General features: G+C 72.6%; 15 protein-coding genes. 12 read left to right on the plus strand and 3 right to left on the minus strand.

What is annotated here, in order from left to right:
- Nucleotides 1-269 precede the first annotated feature (269 nt).
- The 5 genes from AC792_RS07735 (at nt 270) to AC792_RS07755 (ending at nt 7085) form a co-directional block, all read left to right on the plus strand.
- Nucleotides 270-1283, plus strand: a complete 1014-nt coding sequence (locus tag AC792_RS07735) for a bifunctional riboflavin kinase/FAD synthetase (RefSeq protein WP_049829980.1) — start codon at nt 270-272, stop codon at nt 1281-1283.
- Between the two features lie 103 nt (nt 1284-1386).
- On the plus strand, nt 1387-1656 hold the full coding sequence (rpsO, locus tag AC792_RS07740; protein ID WP_049829981.1) for a 30S ribosomal protein S15: 270 nt from the start codon (nt 1387-1389) through the stop codon (nt 1654-1656).
- 304 nt (nt 1657-1960) lie between these two features.
- On the plus strand, nt 1961-4207 hold the full coding sequence (locus AC792_RS07745; protein WP_049829982.1) for a polyribonucleotide nucleotidyltransferase: 2247 nt from the start codon (nt 1961-1963) through the stop codon (nt 4205-4207).
- Between the two features lie 133 nt (nt 4208-4340).
- Nucleotides 4341-5678, plus strand: coding sequence for a M16 family metallopeptidase (locus tag AC792_RS07750; RefSeq protein ID WP_442853609.1), 1338 nt, complete (start codon nt 4341-4343; stop codon nt 5676-5678).
- Nucleotides 5679-5735: 57 nt separating this feature from the next.
- Complete coding sequence (locus tag AC792_RS07755) at nt 5736-7085, plus strand: saccharopine dehydrogenase NADP-binding domain-containing protein (protein WP_049829983.1); 1350 nt, start codon at nt 5736-5738, stop codon at nt 7083-7085.
- A gap of 31 nt (nt 7086-7116) precedes the next feature.
- On the opposite strand, the gene AC792_RS07760 is transcribed toward AC792_RS07755, so the two are convergent.
- Nucleotides 7117-7368 (minus strand): MoaD/ThiS family protein, encoded by a 252-nt coding sequence (locus AC792_RS07760; protein WP_049830011.1) that lies wholly within the window; start codon nt 7366-7368, stop codon nt 7117-7119.
- Nucleotide 7369: 1 nt separating this feature from the next.
- The gene (moaA, locus tag AC792_RS07765; protein WP_049829984.1) at nt 7370-8440 is read right to left on the minus strand and encodes a GTP 3',8-cyclase MoaA; all 1071 of its coding nucleotides are present in this window, start codon (nt 8438-8440) and stop codon (nt 7370-7372) included.
- Between the two features lie 317 nt (nt 8441-8757).
- Here moaA and AC792_RS07770 point away from each other — a divergent pair, with 317 nt between their 5' ends.
- Genes AC792_RS07770 through AC792_RS07800 form a run of 7 tightly spaced genes read left to right on the plus strand, consistent with a single transcriptional unit; the run spans nt 8758 to nt 14336 of the window.
- A complete protein-coding gene (locus AC792_RS07770; RefSeq protein ID WP_049829985.1) occupies nt 8758-10302 on the plus strand; it encodes a molybdopterin-dependent oxidoreductase in 1545 nt (514 codons plus the stop codon).
- Nucleotides 10303-10358: 56 nt separating this feature from the next.
- Nucleotides 10359-11648, plus strand: coding sequence for a molybdopterin molybdotransferase MoeA (locus AC792_RS07775; RefSeq protein WP_082177574.1), 1290 nt, complete (start codon nt 10359-10361; stop codon nt 11646-11648).
- A 39-nt stretch (nt 11649-11687) separates the two neighbouring features.
- Nucleotides 11688-12170, plus strand: coding sequence for a cyclic pyranopterin monophosphate synthase MoaC (moaC, locus tag AC792_RS07780; RefSeq protein WP_049829986.1), 483 nt, complete (start codon nt 11688-11690; stop codon nt 12168-12170).
- On the plus strand, nt 12167-12652 hold the full coding sequence (locus AC792_RS07785; protein WP_049829987.1) for a MogA/MoaB family molybdenum cofactor biosynthesis protein: 486 nt from the start codon (nt 12167-12169) through the stop codon (nt 12650-12652). The genes moaC and AC792_RS07785 overlap by 4 nt, the downstream gene beginning before the upstream one ends.
- Nucleotides 12639-13076 carry a molybdenum cofactor biosynthesis protein MoaE gene (locus AC792_RS07790; RefSeq protein ID WP_049829988.1) on the plus strand — a complete coding sequence of 146 codons (438 nt, stop codon included), beginning with the start codon at nt 12639-12641 and terminating at the stop codon, nt 13074-13076. Before AC792_RS07785 ends, AC792_RS07790 begins: the two co-directional genes overlap by 14 nt.
- Nucleotides 13077-13086: 10 nt before the next feature.
- Nucleotides 13087-13860, plus strand: coding sequence for a 4-hydroxy-tetrahydrodipicolinate reductase (gene dapB, locus AC792_RS07795; protein WP_049829989.1), 774 nt, complete (start codon nt 13087-13089; stop codon nt 13858-13860).
- On the plus strand, nt 13860-14336 hold the full coding sequence (locus tag AC792_RS07800; protein WP_049829990.1) for a hypothetical protein: 477 nt from the start codon (nt 13860-13862) through the stop codon (nt 14334-14336). Before dapB ends, AC792_RS07800 begins: the two co-directional genes overlap by 1 nt.
- A gap of 80 nt (nt 14337-14416) precedes the next feature.
- Here AC792_RS07800 and AC792_RS07805 read toward each other — a convergent pair whose 3' ends face one another.
- The gene (locus tag AC792_RS07805; protein ID WP_049829991.1) at nt 14417-15598 is read right to left on the minus strand and encodes a heparan-alpha-glucosaminide N-acetyltransferase domain-containing protein; all 1182 of its coding nucleotides are present in this window, start codon (nt 15596-15598) and stop codon (nt 14417-14419) included.
- Nucleotides 15599-15624 lie beyond the last annotated feature (26 nt).

The raw sequence follows: 15624 nt of genomic DNA on the forward strand, positions 1-15624 counted from the left end.
TCATGAGGGGTAGGTCCTTCGCGCGGATGGGTTGTAGAGGTACTTCCATCCTGCGCTCGGGGACCTACCCCTTTCGCACGCTCACACCACCTGGCGCGTTAGCAACGTCATGACCCACAACAGCTAGCCGGTGCCCGCAGCGCCGAGGGCCCGGACCCGGGCCGCCCGCCGTCGATGCCGGCAGATCCGCCCCTTCCGTCCATAATGGGGGAGGCCGTCCACCCCGGCGGCCACCACAGCCGGGCCTGCCCGGATCGCGAAGGAGATGCGTGTTCTACTGGAGAGATCTGGACAGTGTGCCGGACGATTTCGGGCCCTCCGTCCTGACCCTCGGCAACTTCGACGGCGTGCACCGCGGTCACCAGCGGGTCCTGGAGCAGGTGGTCGGGGCCGCGCGGGAGCGTGACGCCGCCGCCGTCGTCATCTCCTTCGACCCGCACCCGGCCCAGGTGCACCGCCCCGGGTCCGCGCCCGAGCTGATCATGGGCCTCGACGACCGCGTGGAGACGCTGGCCGAGACGGGCGTGGACGCCCTGCTCATGATGCACTACACACTCGAGCTGGCGGCCCACACCCCCGAGGAGTTCGTGGAGCGCGTGTTCGTGCACGCGCTCAACGCCAGGGCCGTGGTGATCGGCCACGACGTCCGGTTCGGCCGGGGCAACAGCGGTGACCTCGACTCCATGCGGGAGCTGGGGGAGAAGCTCGGTTTCGAGGTGATCGCGATCGACGACTTCGGGGCGAGCTACCCCCTGGCCGCCACGGACGACGACGGCGAGCGCCGCTGCTCCTCCACCTGGGTGCGGGAGGCACTCGAGGCCGGGGAGGTCGGCACCGCCGCGAGGATCCTCGGCCGGCACCACCGCATGCGCGGCGAGGTGGTCCACGGCGCGGCGCGCGGCAGGGAACTGGGGTATCCCACGGCCAACCTCGCGGCCTCCGCCCAGGGGTACATCCCGGCGGACGGCATCTACGCGGGCTGGCTCGTGGACCAGGCGGGCAGCAGATGGCCGGCGGCGGTCTCGGTGGGATCGAACCCCACCTTCGACGGCGTGGACCGGCAGGTCGAGGCGCACGTGATCAACCGTCCGCCCGAGCGTGTGCAGGACTTCGACCTCTACGGGCAGTCGGTGGTGGTGGAGTTCGTGGAGCACCTCCGCGGACAGATCACCTACACCGGGCCCGAGGCCCTGATCGAGCAGATGGAGCTCGACGTGGACCGTGCACGCTCGGTGCTCGGCGTCGGCGGATCCGCTTCGACAGAACAGCGCCCCACGAGCTAGACTCGGACCAGGTCCGGCTGCAGTCCGTGGTGGCTGGATTTTTCTGTGTCGCCGTGCAAACGGTGCTCAGCACCTGATCACGGTACAACTCTAGGAGTTACTCGTGGCCCTTGACGCCGCCATCAAGCAGGAAATCATCAAGGAATACGCCCTGGCCGAAGGTGACACCGGTTCACCCGAGGTGCAGATCGCGATGCTTTCCCGCCGCATCCTCGACCTGACCGAGCACCTGAAGATGCACAAGCACGACCACCACACGCGTCGTGGTCTGCTTCTTCTCGTGGGTCGCCGCCGTCGCCTGCTGGACTACCTGCGGGACACCGACATCACGCGCTACCGTACGCTCATCGAGCGCCTCGGCCTGCGTCGCTAGGAAGCACCGGAAGGCGGCATCCTCCCACCGGGAGGAAGCCGCCTTCTCACTAGGGGTCCGCAGGGCCTCCGGGTGCGGGGGTTCCGGCCCGTCAGCACCAGCAGCACAGTTCGAGAAGTACCCAACGCACAACAGGAGTCGACCGGCACCGCGCATTCGCGGTCCTCGGTAGTGGTCTCCGGAGCCGGGACGCACCCGTCTCCGTGGATCTCGATCGAAGACCGGATGCTGTGGGCCGCCCAGGAGGGGCGGGCCATGCAGGGTGCCGATCGCCTCCGCTACCCGAGAAACGGAGGTGACTCTCTTGGAGGGTCCCGAGATTGAGTACGCCGAAGCAGTGATCGACAACGGTCGCTTCGGAACCCGCACGGTCCGGTTCGAGACCGGGCGTCTCGCCCAGCAGGCCGCAGGGTCCGCCATGGTCTACATCGACGAGGACACCGCACTGCTCTCGGCCACCACGGCCGGCAAGCACCCCCGCGAGGGCTTCGACTTCTTCCCGCTCACGGTGGACGTCGAGGAGCGCATGTACGCCGCGGGCCGCATCCCGGGCTCGTTCTTCCGCCGTGAGGGCCGCCCCTCCACGGAGGCGATCCTCGCCTGCCGCCTGATGGACCGCCCCCTGCGCCCCGCCTTCGTCAAGGGCCTGCGCAACGAGGTCCAGGTCGTGGTCACGGTCCTCGCGATCAACCCCGACGTCCGCTACGACGTCGTGGCGATCAACGCCGCGTCCATGTCCACCCAGCTCTCCGGTCTGCCCTTCTCCGGCCCGATCGGCGGTGTCCGCGTGGCGCTCGTCTCCGACGGCAGCGGCGAGGACCAGTGGATCGCCTTCCCGAAGCACTCCGAGCTCGAGAACTCCGTCTTCGACATGGTGGTCGCCGGGCGCGTCGCCGGTGACGACGTCGCGATCATGATGGTCGAGGCCGAGGCCACCGACAACTCCTGGAACCTCATCAAGGAGAACGGCGCCACCGCCCCCACGGAGGAGATCGTGGCCGACGGCCTCGAGGCCGCCAAGCCGTTCATCCGCGCACTGTGCGAGGCGCAGGCCGACCTCGCCGCCCGGTCCGCGAAGCCCACGGTCGAGTTCCCCGTGTTCCTCGACTACCAGGACGACGTCTACGCCGCGGTCGAGTCCGCCGGCTCCGACAAGCTCGCGCAGGTCTTCCAGATCGCCGACAAGCAGGAGCGCGAGAGCGCCTCCGACGCCCTGAAGTCCGAGCTCATGGAGTCCCTCGCCGGCTCCTTCGAGGGTCGCGAGAAGGAGCTCTCCGCAGCCTTCCGCTCGCTCACCAAGGCCGTGGTGCGCCAGCGCATCCTCACCGAGCAGGTCCGCATCGACGGCCGTGGCCTCAGCGACATCCGCAAGCTCACCGCGGAGGTCGAGGTGCTGCCGCGCGTGCACGGTTCGGCGATCTTCGAGCGCGGCGAGACCCAGATCATGGGTGTCACCACGCTCAACATGCTGAAGATGGAGCAGCAGATCGACTCGCTGTCCCCGGTCACACGCAAGCGCTACATGCACAACTACAACTTCCCGCCCTACTCCACCGGCGAGACCGGCCGCGTCGGTTCGCCGAAGCGCCGCGAGATCGGCCACGGGGCCCTGGCGGAGCGTGCACTCGTGCCCGTCCTGCCGAGCCGCGAGGAGTTCCCCTACGCGATCCGCCAGGTGTCCGAGGCGCTGGGCTCCAACGGCTCGACGTCGATGGGCTCGGTCTGCGCCTCCACCCTGTCCCTGCTGAACGCCGGCGTGCCGCTGCGCGCCCCGGTGGCCGGCATCGCCATGGGCCTGGTGTCCGACGTCGTGGACGGTCAGACGCGCTACGCGGCACTGACCGACATCCTCGGTGCCGAGGACGCCTTCGGTGACATGGACTTCAAGGTCGCCGGCACCTCCGAGTTCGTCACCGCGATCCAGCTCGACACGAAGCTCGACGGCATCCCCGCCTCCGTGCTGGCGGCGGCCCTGAAGCAGGCCCGCGAAGCACGCCTGCACATCCTGGGCGTGCTGCAGGCCGCGATCGACACCCCGGACGAGCTCTCCGAGTTCGCACCGCGGATCATCTCGGTGAAGATCCCCGTGGACAAGATCGGCGAGGTCATCGGCCCCAAGGGCAAGATGATCAACCAGATCCAGGAGGACACCGGGGCGGACATCTCCATCGAGGACGACGGCACGGTGCTGATCGGCGCGACGAACGGCGAGTCGGCGGAAGCCGCCCGCGCCGCCGTCAACGCGATCGCGAACCCGCAGGTCCCCGAGATCGGTGAGCGCTACCTGGGCACGGTCGTCAAGACCACCACCTTCGGTGCGTTCGTCTCGCTGACCCCGGGCAAGGACGGCCTGCTGCACATCTCCGAGCTGCGCAAGCTCGCCGGCGGTAAGCGCGTGGACAACGTCGACGAGGTCGTCTCCGTGGGCCAGAAGGTCCAGGTGGAGATCACCAAGGTCGACGACCGCGGAAAGCTCTCCCTCTCGCCCGTCGTCGCGGAGGACTCCTCCGAGGACGACGGCGTCGAGCTGCCCGAGGCCACCGAGGCCTGACAGCTCGCTCTCCACGAGCACCGGACGGCCCCGGCGCGCACCGATCGACTCGGTCCGCGCCGGGGCCGTCCGCCTTCCCCACACCAGGAGAAAGACAAGGATGTCCTTGTACCCCGCAGTATCCCTGCCCCTGCTGCCCACACCTCGCGCCGGCGCGGGCCGCCCTGATCCCACGTTCGTGGCCGGCGATCCCGGCGGCAACGTGGTGCGCCGCAGCGTGCTGCCCGGTGGCGTCCGCGTGCTCACCGAGGCCATGCCGGGCCAGCGCTCCGCCACGATCGGTTTCTGGGTGGGCGTGGGCTCCCGCGACGAGGCGGACGGTCAGCACGGGTCCACCCACTTCCTGGAGCACCTGCTGTTCAAGGGCACCACGCGCCGCACCGCCATGGACATCGCCTCCGCCTTCGACGAGGTGGGCGGGGAGTCCAACGCGGCCACGGCGAAGGAGAACACGTGCTACTACGCCCGCGTGCTCGACTCCGACCTGCCGATGGCGATCGACGTGATCGCCGACATGGTCACCTCCGCCGTCCTCGACCCCGAGGAGCTCGAGCAGGAGCGCGACGTGATCCTCGAGGAGATCGCGATGGACGGCGACGACCCCGGGGACGTGGCCCACGAGAAGTTCGTGGAACTGGTCCTCGGTGACCATCCGCTCGGACGGCCGATCGGGGGCACCCCCGAGGCCATCCTGTCCGTGCCGCGGGACTCTGTCCTGGCCCACTACCGGCGCTTCTACACGCCCGCGGAACTGGTGGTCACCGCAGCCGGGGGGCTGGACCACGACGTCGTCTGCGGTCTCGTCCAGGACGCCCTGGAGACTGCCGGCTGGGAGCTGGGGCCAGGGGCCCTGCCGGCCCCGCGCCGCTCCGCCACGGCGGCGCAGGCCACCGGCCCCCCGGGGGTCCACGTGATCCGCCGGGCCGTGGAGCAGGCGAACATCCTCATCGGCTGCCCGTCGATCAAGGCCATGGACGAGCGGCGCTTCGCCATGAGCGTGCTCAATGCCGTGCTGGGCGGCGGGATGTCCTCGCGGCTCTTCCAGGAGGTCCGGGAGAAGCGCGGTCTCGTGTACTCCACCTACTCCTTCTCCGCCGGCTATGCCGATGCCGGGTACTTCGGCATGTACGCCGGGTGCACGCCGGCGAAGACCGGCCAGGTCATCGACCTGCTGGCCGCCGAGCTCGAGCGGCTCGCGGCGGACGGCATCGACGACGACGAACTGCGCCGGGCCGTGAGGCAGCTCTCCGGGGGGCTGGTGATGGCGCTGGAGGACAGCAGTTCCCGGATGTCACGGCTCGGCCGCGCGGAGCTCGTGTCCGGCGAGTTCGTGGACGTGGACGCCTCGCTGGACCGCATCCGCTCCGTCACCGCCGCGGACGTGCAGGCGCTGGCGAAGGAACTCGCCGCCGCCCCCCGCACCACGGTGGTGGTGGGCCCGTTCGACACGGAGGCCGACTTCCGCGGCTGACGGGGTGCGTGCCGGTGTCACCGCCGCGGACGCGTCGGCTCCGCTAGGGTTTCGGACATGAGCTCCTTCTCCGGAATCCCCGACGCGTCCCGTGCAGCACGGGAGTTCGATCTCGTGGTGCTCGGTGCCACCGGGGTGACCGGGCGGTGCGTCCTCCGGCGCCTCGCGGAGAACCCGATGCCCGGTGCAGCAGGAGAGGGGTCCTCGGACGCACCGCTGCGCTGGGCCGCGGCCGGCCGGGACGAGGACCGGGTACGGACGGCTGCAGCCGAGGCGGGGGCGCCCGACGCGGGCGGCGTCGCGGTCGACCCGGCGGGCCCCGCCCCCCCCGCGGACCCGGCACGGCGCACGCGGCCCGTGGTCAACCTCGCCGGCCCCTACACGCACACCGCGGAGCAGGTGATCGAGGCGTGTCTCGCCGCGGGGGCGTCCTACGTGGATCTCAGTGGTGAGCTGCCCCTCATGGTCGAGGTCGACCGGCGCTTCGACGCCGCCGCGCGGGCGGCCGGCATCCAGATCGTGCAGATGGCCGGCTGGGAGGCGATGCCCGCGGACGTCACCACGCTGGTTGCGTCCAGAAGGGCGCTCGGTGACGTGGATCCCCGTCCGGACGGGCCCGGGGCGGGAGGCGCCGTCCGCGACGTCACCGTGAGCATCACGTTCACCCGGACGCCGGAGGGCCGCACAGGGCTCGGCGGATCGGTGTCGGGCGGCACGGTGGCGAGCATCGTGGAGCAGCTCGGGGTGCCCGACGCCCGGAGCATCGGGGACCCGGCGTGTCTCCTCCCGCCGACGGGAGCGGCAGCCATGGTGCGGGCCACGAGCCCCCTCCGGGTCCGCCCACGGCTCCACGCCGACCGCGTCCTCGCGCCCGCGGTGCCCGTGCCCTTCCTCGACCCTCCCACCGTGCACCGCACGGCGGCGCTGCTCGCCGCGGAGGCCGGTACCGAGCACCGTCCGGCGAGCTTCCGGGAGGGCGTCGACTCCGGGACCGCGAAGGGGCCGGGCGCCCCGTCCGCGCTGCTCGGTGCCGCGCTGGGGTCCGCCCTGCAGTCCGCCCTCCTGCTCGTGGCCCGCTCGCCCCGCCCCCTGCGGCGCGCGGTGGCCGCCGTGATCGGGCGGGGAGCACCCGCGGCCGGTACCGGACCCACCGGCCACCAGCTGACCGACTGGGAGTGGGAGGTCCGTGCGGAGGCATTCGCCGAGACCGGCGGCAACGGCTCGGCCACGCTCTCCGGCACGGGCCATCCGGGCTACACGGCGACGGCGGGGATCGTGCTCGCGGTCGCCGCCGCGATGCTGGGACCCGACAATGGTGGAGGGCGCAGCGGGTGCATCACCCCGGCGCTGGCCCTCGGGGTCCGGGGCGCCGAAGCGCTGGACGCACCGGACCTGCGTCTGCGCTGAGGTCGGCCCCGCGGACGGGGCAGGGCCCGCCCTAACCTCCGGCGAACGGCGGCAGGACGTCCAGCACGTCGTGGTCCTGCAGCACGGTGGAGTGCTCCCGGAGGGCCACCTCGTTGAGCAGGAAGCTGCTGCGCTCGAGCACCCTCGCCAGCGACGGCGCCCCCGGGACACCGGCGCGCTCCCGCAGCTCGTCCAGGACCACGGCGACGGGGCGCCCCGCGGGCAGCCGTTCCTCCGCGACGCCGGTGGCGGCCTTGGCCGCACCGAAGTACCTCACCAGCACCTCAGCCACCGATGGCACTCATCGATCGGTCGGGCTGGACGAAGTCGGCGGCACCCAGGCCGGTGTGGTCCATGCCGTGCGCCTTCGGCTTCAGCCACATGGCCTCGCTCCAGCGCCGTGCGACGTCGTCGTCCCCGGCCTCCGAGCGCAGCAGGTCCCGCAGGTCCGTCTCCTCGCGGGAGAAGAGGCAGCTCATCACCTTGCCCTCGGCCGTCACCCGGGTGCGGCGGCAGTCGGCGCAGAACGGCTCCGTCACCGAGGCGATGATCCCCACGGTACCGAGCACCACGTCGGGTGCGCCCGGGTCGCGGACCTCCCAGCGTTCGGCGGGAGCACCGTCGCGGTTCCGGGGATCGGGGGTGAGGACGAAGCGCGTCTCCACGAGCCCGCGCATCTCCGCGGCCGTGATCATGCCCTCCTTGGTCCACCCGTGGTCCGCGTCGAGCGGCATCTGCTCGATGAACCGGAGCTCGAAGCCCCGCGCCACCGCCCACGCGACCAGGTCCGGGGCCTCGTGGTCGTTGATGCCCCGCATGAGCACGGCGTTGATCTTCACCAGCCCGAGGCCGGCCTCGGACGCGGCCTCGATCCCCTTCAGCACCCGGTCCAGGAACGGACGGCGGGTGAGCTGGGCGAACGTACCGGGGTGCAGGGAGTCCATGGACACGTTGATGCGCGTCAGGCCTGCGTCCTTGAGGGCCGCGGCCCGGCGGTCCAGCCCCAGGGCGTTGGTGGTCATGGAGATGGGCAGCTCCGGGTGGTTCGCGCGGATGTCGCGGATGATCTCGATCAGGTCGGCCCGCACCAGGGGTTCCCCGCCGGTCAGCCGGAGCTCCCGGATGCCGAGCTGGTCCACCCCGATCCGTACCAGGCGGACGATCTCCTCGCGGGAGAGCACCTGGTCCTTCTGCAGCCAGTTCAGACCCTCCGCCGGCATGCAGTAGGTGCAGCGGAGGTTGCACTTGTCCGTGAGGGACAACCGCATGTCCGTGGCCCGCCTGCCGTGGGTGTCCAGAAGACCCTGGGCCGTGTCCCCGCGGGTGATGCCCGGCATTCCCAACTGGATTCCCATGGCAACGATCCTACGCCTCGGGCCGCGTCCGTCCCCATTCGACGACGGGCGGCGGCAGCCCTTCCGTCCCCGGCGAGGAACCTATAGACGGGCGCGGGCGGTGTCCCGGGCCGGTGCCCACCAGACCCACCAGACCCACCAGGCCCACCAGACCCACCGGGACCTGTCCGGGAACCATCCGGCCCGGGAGACCGTGTACGTGCGGGTGGCTGCCGTTGTCGGATCACCGACGGCGCACCGACGGCGCACCGACGGCGCGGTGCACGCAGACGGTACCGGTACGGCGCGGACCTGCGCCGGGGAGAGAGGTGAGGCGGATGCGCACACGGCCATGGGCTGCGCTCGCCGGCGCACTGGCGGGGGGGCTCGGGGGGATCGGCGGGGGCCTCGCCGCCGCGGGGCCGGGGCCCCCGGGCACGCCCGGCACCCCCGTGGGCTCCCCCGGGATCGACGTCGTTCCCCCCGGGATCAAGGACTGGGCCGCCTCCTGGTTCGGGACCGCGGACAAGGCCGGGCTGCCCGCCTGCATCGCGTCCGGCGTCCTCGGCCTCTCCCTGGCCGTCGGCGTGCTCGAGCACCGGCGTCCGTTCCGCGGCCGGCTCGTGGTCTTCGTCCTCGGCCTGCTCGGCGCCCTCGCCGTCGCGGCACGCCCGCAGTCCTCCACGATGTCCCTGGTGGCGCCCGGCGTCGCGATCCTGGTGGCCCTGGTGGTCCTCGCCGCCCTGACGCGGCTGCTGCGCCGCTGGCAGGATACGGTGCACATCGACGACGGCGGCGCTCCCCCCGCGCGGCGCCGGTTCCTGCAGGGCGCCGGGGGAGCGCTGGTGGTGGCGGCCGCGAGCGGCACGGCCGCCGTCGCGGTGCGTTCCTCCCAGGGCACGGTGGCGCGGCTCCGCTCCGCCATCGTCCTGCCCGCGCCGTCGGAGCAGCCCGGGAGGGCAGGCTCCGTGGTGCCACCCGGCGCCGACCTCGGGGTTCCTGGCATGGGCGATCTGGTGACCCCCGCGGACTCCTTCTACCGCATCGACACCGCCCTGGTGGTCCCGGTGGTGGACCCGGTCCGGTGGTCCCTGCGCGTCACCGGGCTGGTGGAGCGTGAGCTCGAGCTCACCTTCGCGGAGCTGCTCGAGGAACCGATGATCGAGCGGCACATCACCCTCGCCTGCGTCTCCAACACGGTGGGCGGGAACCTCACCGGCAACGCCCGCTGGCTGGGGTGGCCGGTGCGGGAGCTGCTCGCCCGTGCCGGCGTGCGGGCGGGAGCGGACATGGTGCTCTCCCGGAGCGTGGACGGCTTCACCGCCGGTACGCCGCTGGAGGCGCTCACGGACGGCCGCGACGCCCTCCTGGCCGTCGGCATGAACGGTGCACCGCTGCCCGTGGAGCACGGCTTCCCGGTGCGGCTCGTGGTCCCCGGGCTCTACGGGTACGTCTCGGCGACCAAGTGGGTGAGCGAGCTCAGGGTCACCCGGTTCGCCGACGAGAAGGCGTACTGGTCCACACGCGGGTGGTCCGAGCGCGGGCCGGTCAAGACCTCCTCCCGCATCGACGTCCCCCGCGACCGGGCGCGGGTCCCCGCCGGGGAGGTCACCGTCGGAGGAGTGGCCTGGGCCCAGCACCGCGGTGTCGCGGCCGTGGAGGTGAGGGTGGACGGCGGTGCCTGGCAGCCTGCCGACCTCGCACGGGCGATCTCCGCGGACACCTGGTGCCAGTACTCCGTGGGGCTCCGGCTGGACGCCGGGTCCCACACCGTGCAGGTCCGGGCCACGGACCGCACGGGTGATGTGCAGTCGGACGCCGAGGTGGCGCCCGCACCGGACGGCGCCGAGGGCCTGCACCCGGTAACGTTCACGGGGCCCTGAACCCCCGCCGGCCCCGCCGGCCGGTGCCGCAGCGGAGGGGAGTGGACGAGCACGTCATGAGAAGAACCGTCGCCGAGCACCGGGCCGCCGTGGCCGGGCTGCTGAGGTGGAGCAGTGGCTACGACGCCGCACGCCCGGTGGTGCTCCCGCTCACCGAGGCACTCGGCCGCACCCTGACCGAGGACGTCCGGGCACCCGTGAGCCTCCCGCCCTTCGACAACTCGCAGATGGACGGCTACGCCGTGCATGCCGACGATCTCGGGGCGCCCTCCGCCCTGACGGTCGCCGAGGCCATCCCGGCCGGCTCGGTACCCCCACCCCTGGCTCCCGGCACGGCCGCCCCGATCATGACAGGCGCCATGCTGCCGGAGGGTGCCGCCGCCGTCGTGCCGATCGAGGAGGCGGACCCCGCGCAGTTCTACACCGGGGCCCAGCACGCGAGCGGGACACCGAGCGTGGACCTGCCGCACGGGATCGGGAGCGGACGGTTCGTACGGAGGGCCGGGAGCGACATCGCCGCCGGCGACGTGGCCGTGCGGGCCGGGACCCAGCTCGGACCGGCTCAGCTGGGTCTGCTCGCCGCCTGCGGTGTGGGCGAGGTCCCCGTACGCGAGCGCTTCCGTGTCCTGCTGCTCTCCACCGGTGACGAGGTGGCCGAGCCGGGCACGGACCTCGCCCCCGGCACCATCTACGACGCGAACAGCACCCTGCTCGAGGCCGCCCTGCTGGAGGCCGGGGCCCACGTCACGCGGCACCGGCTGCTCGGCGACGACCCCGCCGTGCTCCGCGGGGCACTGGCCGCCGCCCCCGCCGGCAGCACCCACCTGGTGCTCAGCACCGGCGGGATCAGCCAGGGAGCCTACGAGGTGGTGAAGCAGGCGCTCGTCGGGAGCAGCGTGGAGTTCTCCTCCGTGGCCATGCAACCGGGTGGCCCCCAGGCGCACGGCACGTTGTCCGGCATCCCCTTCCTCGGGTTCCCCGGCAACCCGGTCAGTGCGCTGGTCTCCTTCGAGATGTTCCTCCGCCCGGCCCTGCACCGCCTGACCGGCGCCCCGGCGCCGCGGTTGGAGCTCGACGCGGTACTCGTGGAGGACGTCCGGAGCCCCGAGGGCAAGCACCAGGTGCGCCGTGGGCTCTACCGTGACGGCAGCGTCATGCTGGTGGGTGGCCCCGATTCGCACCTGCTGCACGCCCTGGCGACCTCCAACTGCCTCGTCCACCTGCCCGTGGACGTCACGGCACGCGCCGCGGGCGAGAGCGTGCGCCTGACCCTGATCGGGCCCGTGCCCTCGGACCCGTTCGCCGTGGAGGACGTGCTCGTCACCGAGCAGGTCACGATCGGGTGATCCGGGCTGGTTGAATGGGATCCCCAGGAAGGATGCACCGTGAGCACTGAACACCACCCGTCCCTGACCCATGTCCGGGCCGACGGCACGGCCCACATGGTCGACGTCTCCGAGAAGCGGCCCACCGTACGGCAGGCCGTCGCGGAGGCGACCCTCGAGACCACCGCCGACGTCGTGGCCCTGGTCACCGACGGCGGCCTCCCGAAGGGCGACGCCCTCGCGGTGGCCCGTGTGGCCGGGATCATGGCGGCGAAGCAGACCTCGACCCTGATCCCGCTCTGCCACCCGCTGCCGCTGTCCAAGGTCACCGTGGACTTCGAGCCCGACGGCGGCAGCATCCGCGTCAGCACCCTCGTGCGGACCACGGCGCTCACCGGCGTGGAGATGGAGGCCCTCACGGCCGCCTCCGTGGCGGCCCTGACCCTCTACGACATGATCAAGGCGGTGGACAAGCACGCGGTGATCACCGGTACGCGCGTGCTCTCCAAGTCCGGCGGCAAGAGCGGGGACTGGGCACTGTGACGCACCTCCGCACCGCCGCCGTCGTGATCGCCTCCACCCGCGCGGCCGCCGGCACCTACCAGGACGAGTGCGGGCCGGCCATCGCGGCCTGGCTCTACGCCCACGGGTTCGCCGTGGCCGACGCCGTGGTGGTACCGGACGGCGAGGCCGTGGGAGCCGCCATCGGTGCGGCGCTCGAGGCGCGCCCCGCGGTGCTCATCACCAGCGGGGGGACCGGGCTGAGCCCCGACGACGCGACCCCCGAGCAGACCGCCCCCCACCTCACCCGGCAGCTGCCGGGCATCATGGAGGCCATCCGCGGCGCCTCGCTGGCCACGGTCCCCACGGCAGCCCTCAGTCGCGGGCTGGCCGGTACGGCGGGCTCCACGTTCGTGCTCAACCTCCCGGGCTCACCCGGGGGCGTGCAGGACGGCCTCGCCGTCCTCGAGCCCCTGATCGATCACATCTGCTCCCAGCTGGAGGGTTCCCATGACCACCGGTGACGTGGTCCACGCGGCCGTCGCTGACACCCCCATCTCCCCCGAGGAGGCGTACGCCGGGGTCGATTCGCCCCACTGCGGTGCCGTCGTCGGCTTCAGCGGTGTGGTGCGGGACCACGACGGCGGCAAGGGTGTCACGTCCCTGACCTACTCGGGGCACCCGAGTGCGGGGCGGATCATCCGGGAGGTGGCCGAGGAGATCGCGGCGCAGCACGACGGCGTCCGCATCTGGGTGGCCCACCGCGTGGGACCGCTCGCCATCGGGGACCAGGCGCTCGTCGCCGCCGTGGGGGCCGCGCATCGCGGTGAGGCGTTCGAGGCGTGCGCCGATCTCGTGGACCGGGTGAAGGAGCGCGTGCCCATCTGGAAGGAGCAGTTCTTCACGGACGGCACCGTGGAGTGGGTCGGCGCCGGAGCGGAACAGTAGGCTGGGCCGCATGACCGAACTACTGCCCGTCGCCGTGCTCGGCGCCCGCGGCCGGATGGGCACCGAGGCCGTGCGCGCCGTCGAGGAGGCCCCCGACCTCGAACTCGTCGCCGCCCTCGGCAGCCCCGACCCGCTGGAGCGGCTGGTGTCCCCGGGCGCCCGCGTGGTGGCGGATCTCACCGTCCCCGACGCCACCGCGGACAACGTCGCCTTCGCGGTGGAGCACGGGATGCACGCCGTGGTGGGTACCACGGGCTGGACGACGGAACGCCTGACGGCGCTAGGGGACCAGCTGCGGCGCACCCCGGCCACGGGGGTGCTGATCGCCCCCAACTTCGCGCTCGGATCCGTGCTCGCCACGGCCTTCGCCGCAGCCGCGGCGCGCTACTTCGAGTCCGCGGAGATCGTGGAGCCGCCCCCCCCGGACAAGGTGGACGCCCCGTCGGGGAGCGCCGTCCGCACCGCGCAGCTCGCGGCGGCGGCCCGCGCGGCCGCCGGGCTGCCCGCCGCACCCGACGCGACGCACGACCAGCTCGACGGCGCCCGCGGTGCCCCCGTGGACGGCGTCCCCGTGCACTCGGGGCGCCCGCGCGGCCTCACGGCCCACCAGGAGGGGCTGCTCGGCGGGGGGGGGGGGCAGCTGACCATCCGGCACGACTCCTTCCCCCGCGAGTCCTTCATGCCCGGGGTGCTCCTCGGGATCCGGTCCGTGGCGCAGCACCCGGGGCTGACCGTGGGTCTGGACGGCTCCCTCGCCCTCTGGCTCGGCGGAGCCCCGAGCTGATGGGCGCCCTCGCGTTCCTCTCCCGCCAGCGCGTCAAGATCGGCGTGGCCCTCGTCACAGTGCTCCTGGTCTTCTGGCTCGTCGTCGCACTCCAGCGCAGCGTCCTCCTCCTCGGTGACCCCGATCCCGTGGCGAAGGCCATCGGCGCGGCCTATCTGCTGCTGCCCGGCGTCGGTGCCTGGGCCATGATCCGCGAGCTCCTCTTCGGTGCCCGCACCGAGCGCATGGCACGACAGCTCGAGGCGGAGGGCGGTCTGCCGGTGGACGACCTCCCGCGGACCCCCGCCGGGCGGATCGTGCGCTCCGCCGCCGACGAGGCCTTCCCCGCCTACCGGGCGGAGGCGGAGGCCGATCCGGAGAACTGGCGCCGCTGGTTCAGGCGCTCCTGCGCCGCCGCCGCCGCGGGTGCCCGCAAGCGCGCGCGGCGGGCGATGCGCGCCGCCGGGAAGCTGTACGCCGGGTCCTCCGGCGCGTAGGAGGCCCGGCCCCGTTCCTACGGGGACGCCCTCCCACGACGCCGTCCCTGCTGCGCCGACGACGGCCGTCGTCGGGGACGTCAACGACCGGCGTCCACCCGGCCCTGCCGTGCCGCGTTCGCCGCACCCGAGGTGAGCAGCTCCAGGGGACCGCGCGAGCCCAGGCGCCGGAAGAGCACCCCGACCGCCACGGCGACCACCACCTGCAGCCAGAAGAGCCCGGTGGGATCCGGCAGCGGCTCGAGCTGGTCCGCCCAGCTCATGACGCACACGTGCAGGCTGTAGAGGGTCAACGTCATGGCCCCGGGCGCGGAGAGCGGCAGGAGCGCCTGGGGCAGCCAGTGCGTCAGCAGCAGGCAGACCGCGACCACGGCTGCCGCGGAGCCGGCCACGTGGATCAGGTCCAGGCTGGTTCCCGAGTGGGGTGCGGAGACGGCGAGCCACCACCAGGACCCGGACCGGTCGAGTCCGGTCACCCCGACGTCGAGCATGGCCTCGAGCGGATAGAGCCGTGCCTCGGGTGTCGCCAGCAGGGCCGCCAGCCCGCCCCCGGGGCCGAGGAGCTGGGCGCTGACGAGCTTGGCGCCGGCGGCGGCCAGCACCCCGGCGCACAGCAGCATCAGGTGCACACCGGGGCGGGAGAGATCCAGCCGGCCGATCACCATGCCCACCAGGATGAAGCCGAGCCACTGCAGCACCGGGTAGTACCCCGTGACGAGGAGATCCGCCGCCAGGGTCTGCGGCACGAGGAAGTGCTCGAAGACCGGGTTCTGCCCGAGCACGGGCTGGTCCAGGGTCTCCATCACCACGGGGCGGACGAGGTGGGCCACCACCGGTGCCACCAGCACCCAGCCGGCGGCCCACACCGCGAGGCTCCGCAGACGCAGACCGGTGAAGGGCAGCGCCACCAGGAACAGCACGGCGTAGTGGACGAGGATGATCGCGATGCTCGTCTCCAGCCCCCCGAGCACCAGCCCGATCAGCGCGATCACCAGGGCCCGGACCACGATGCCGGTGCGGTCGGCGGAGAGCGTACGGTCACGGTGCGGGGAGCTCCCCCCGGTAAGCAGGGCCAGGCCTATCCCGGCCACCACGGCGAAGAGCCCGGACGCCCGGCCCGAGAACAGCAGGGCCGTCCAGGTGGCCTCCACCGTCCCCGGGGCGTACAGGGGCAGGACGTGCGTGCTCATCATGCCGAAGAGCGCGACGCCCCGGGCGGCGTCGATCCCGGTCAACCGTCGCGGGGCGTACGTCATCTGCATGCGAACATGGTCGCACAGCACGTCCC

The organism is Arthrobacter sp. RIT-PI-e (assembly GCF_001187915.1).
Taxonomy (GTDB): Bacteria; Actinomycetota; Actinomycetes; order Actinomycetales; family Micrococcaceae; genus Arthrobacter_D.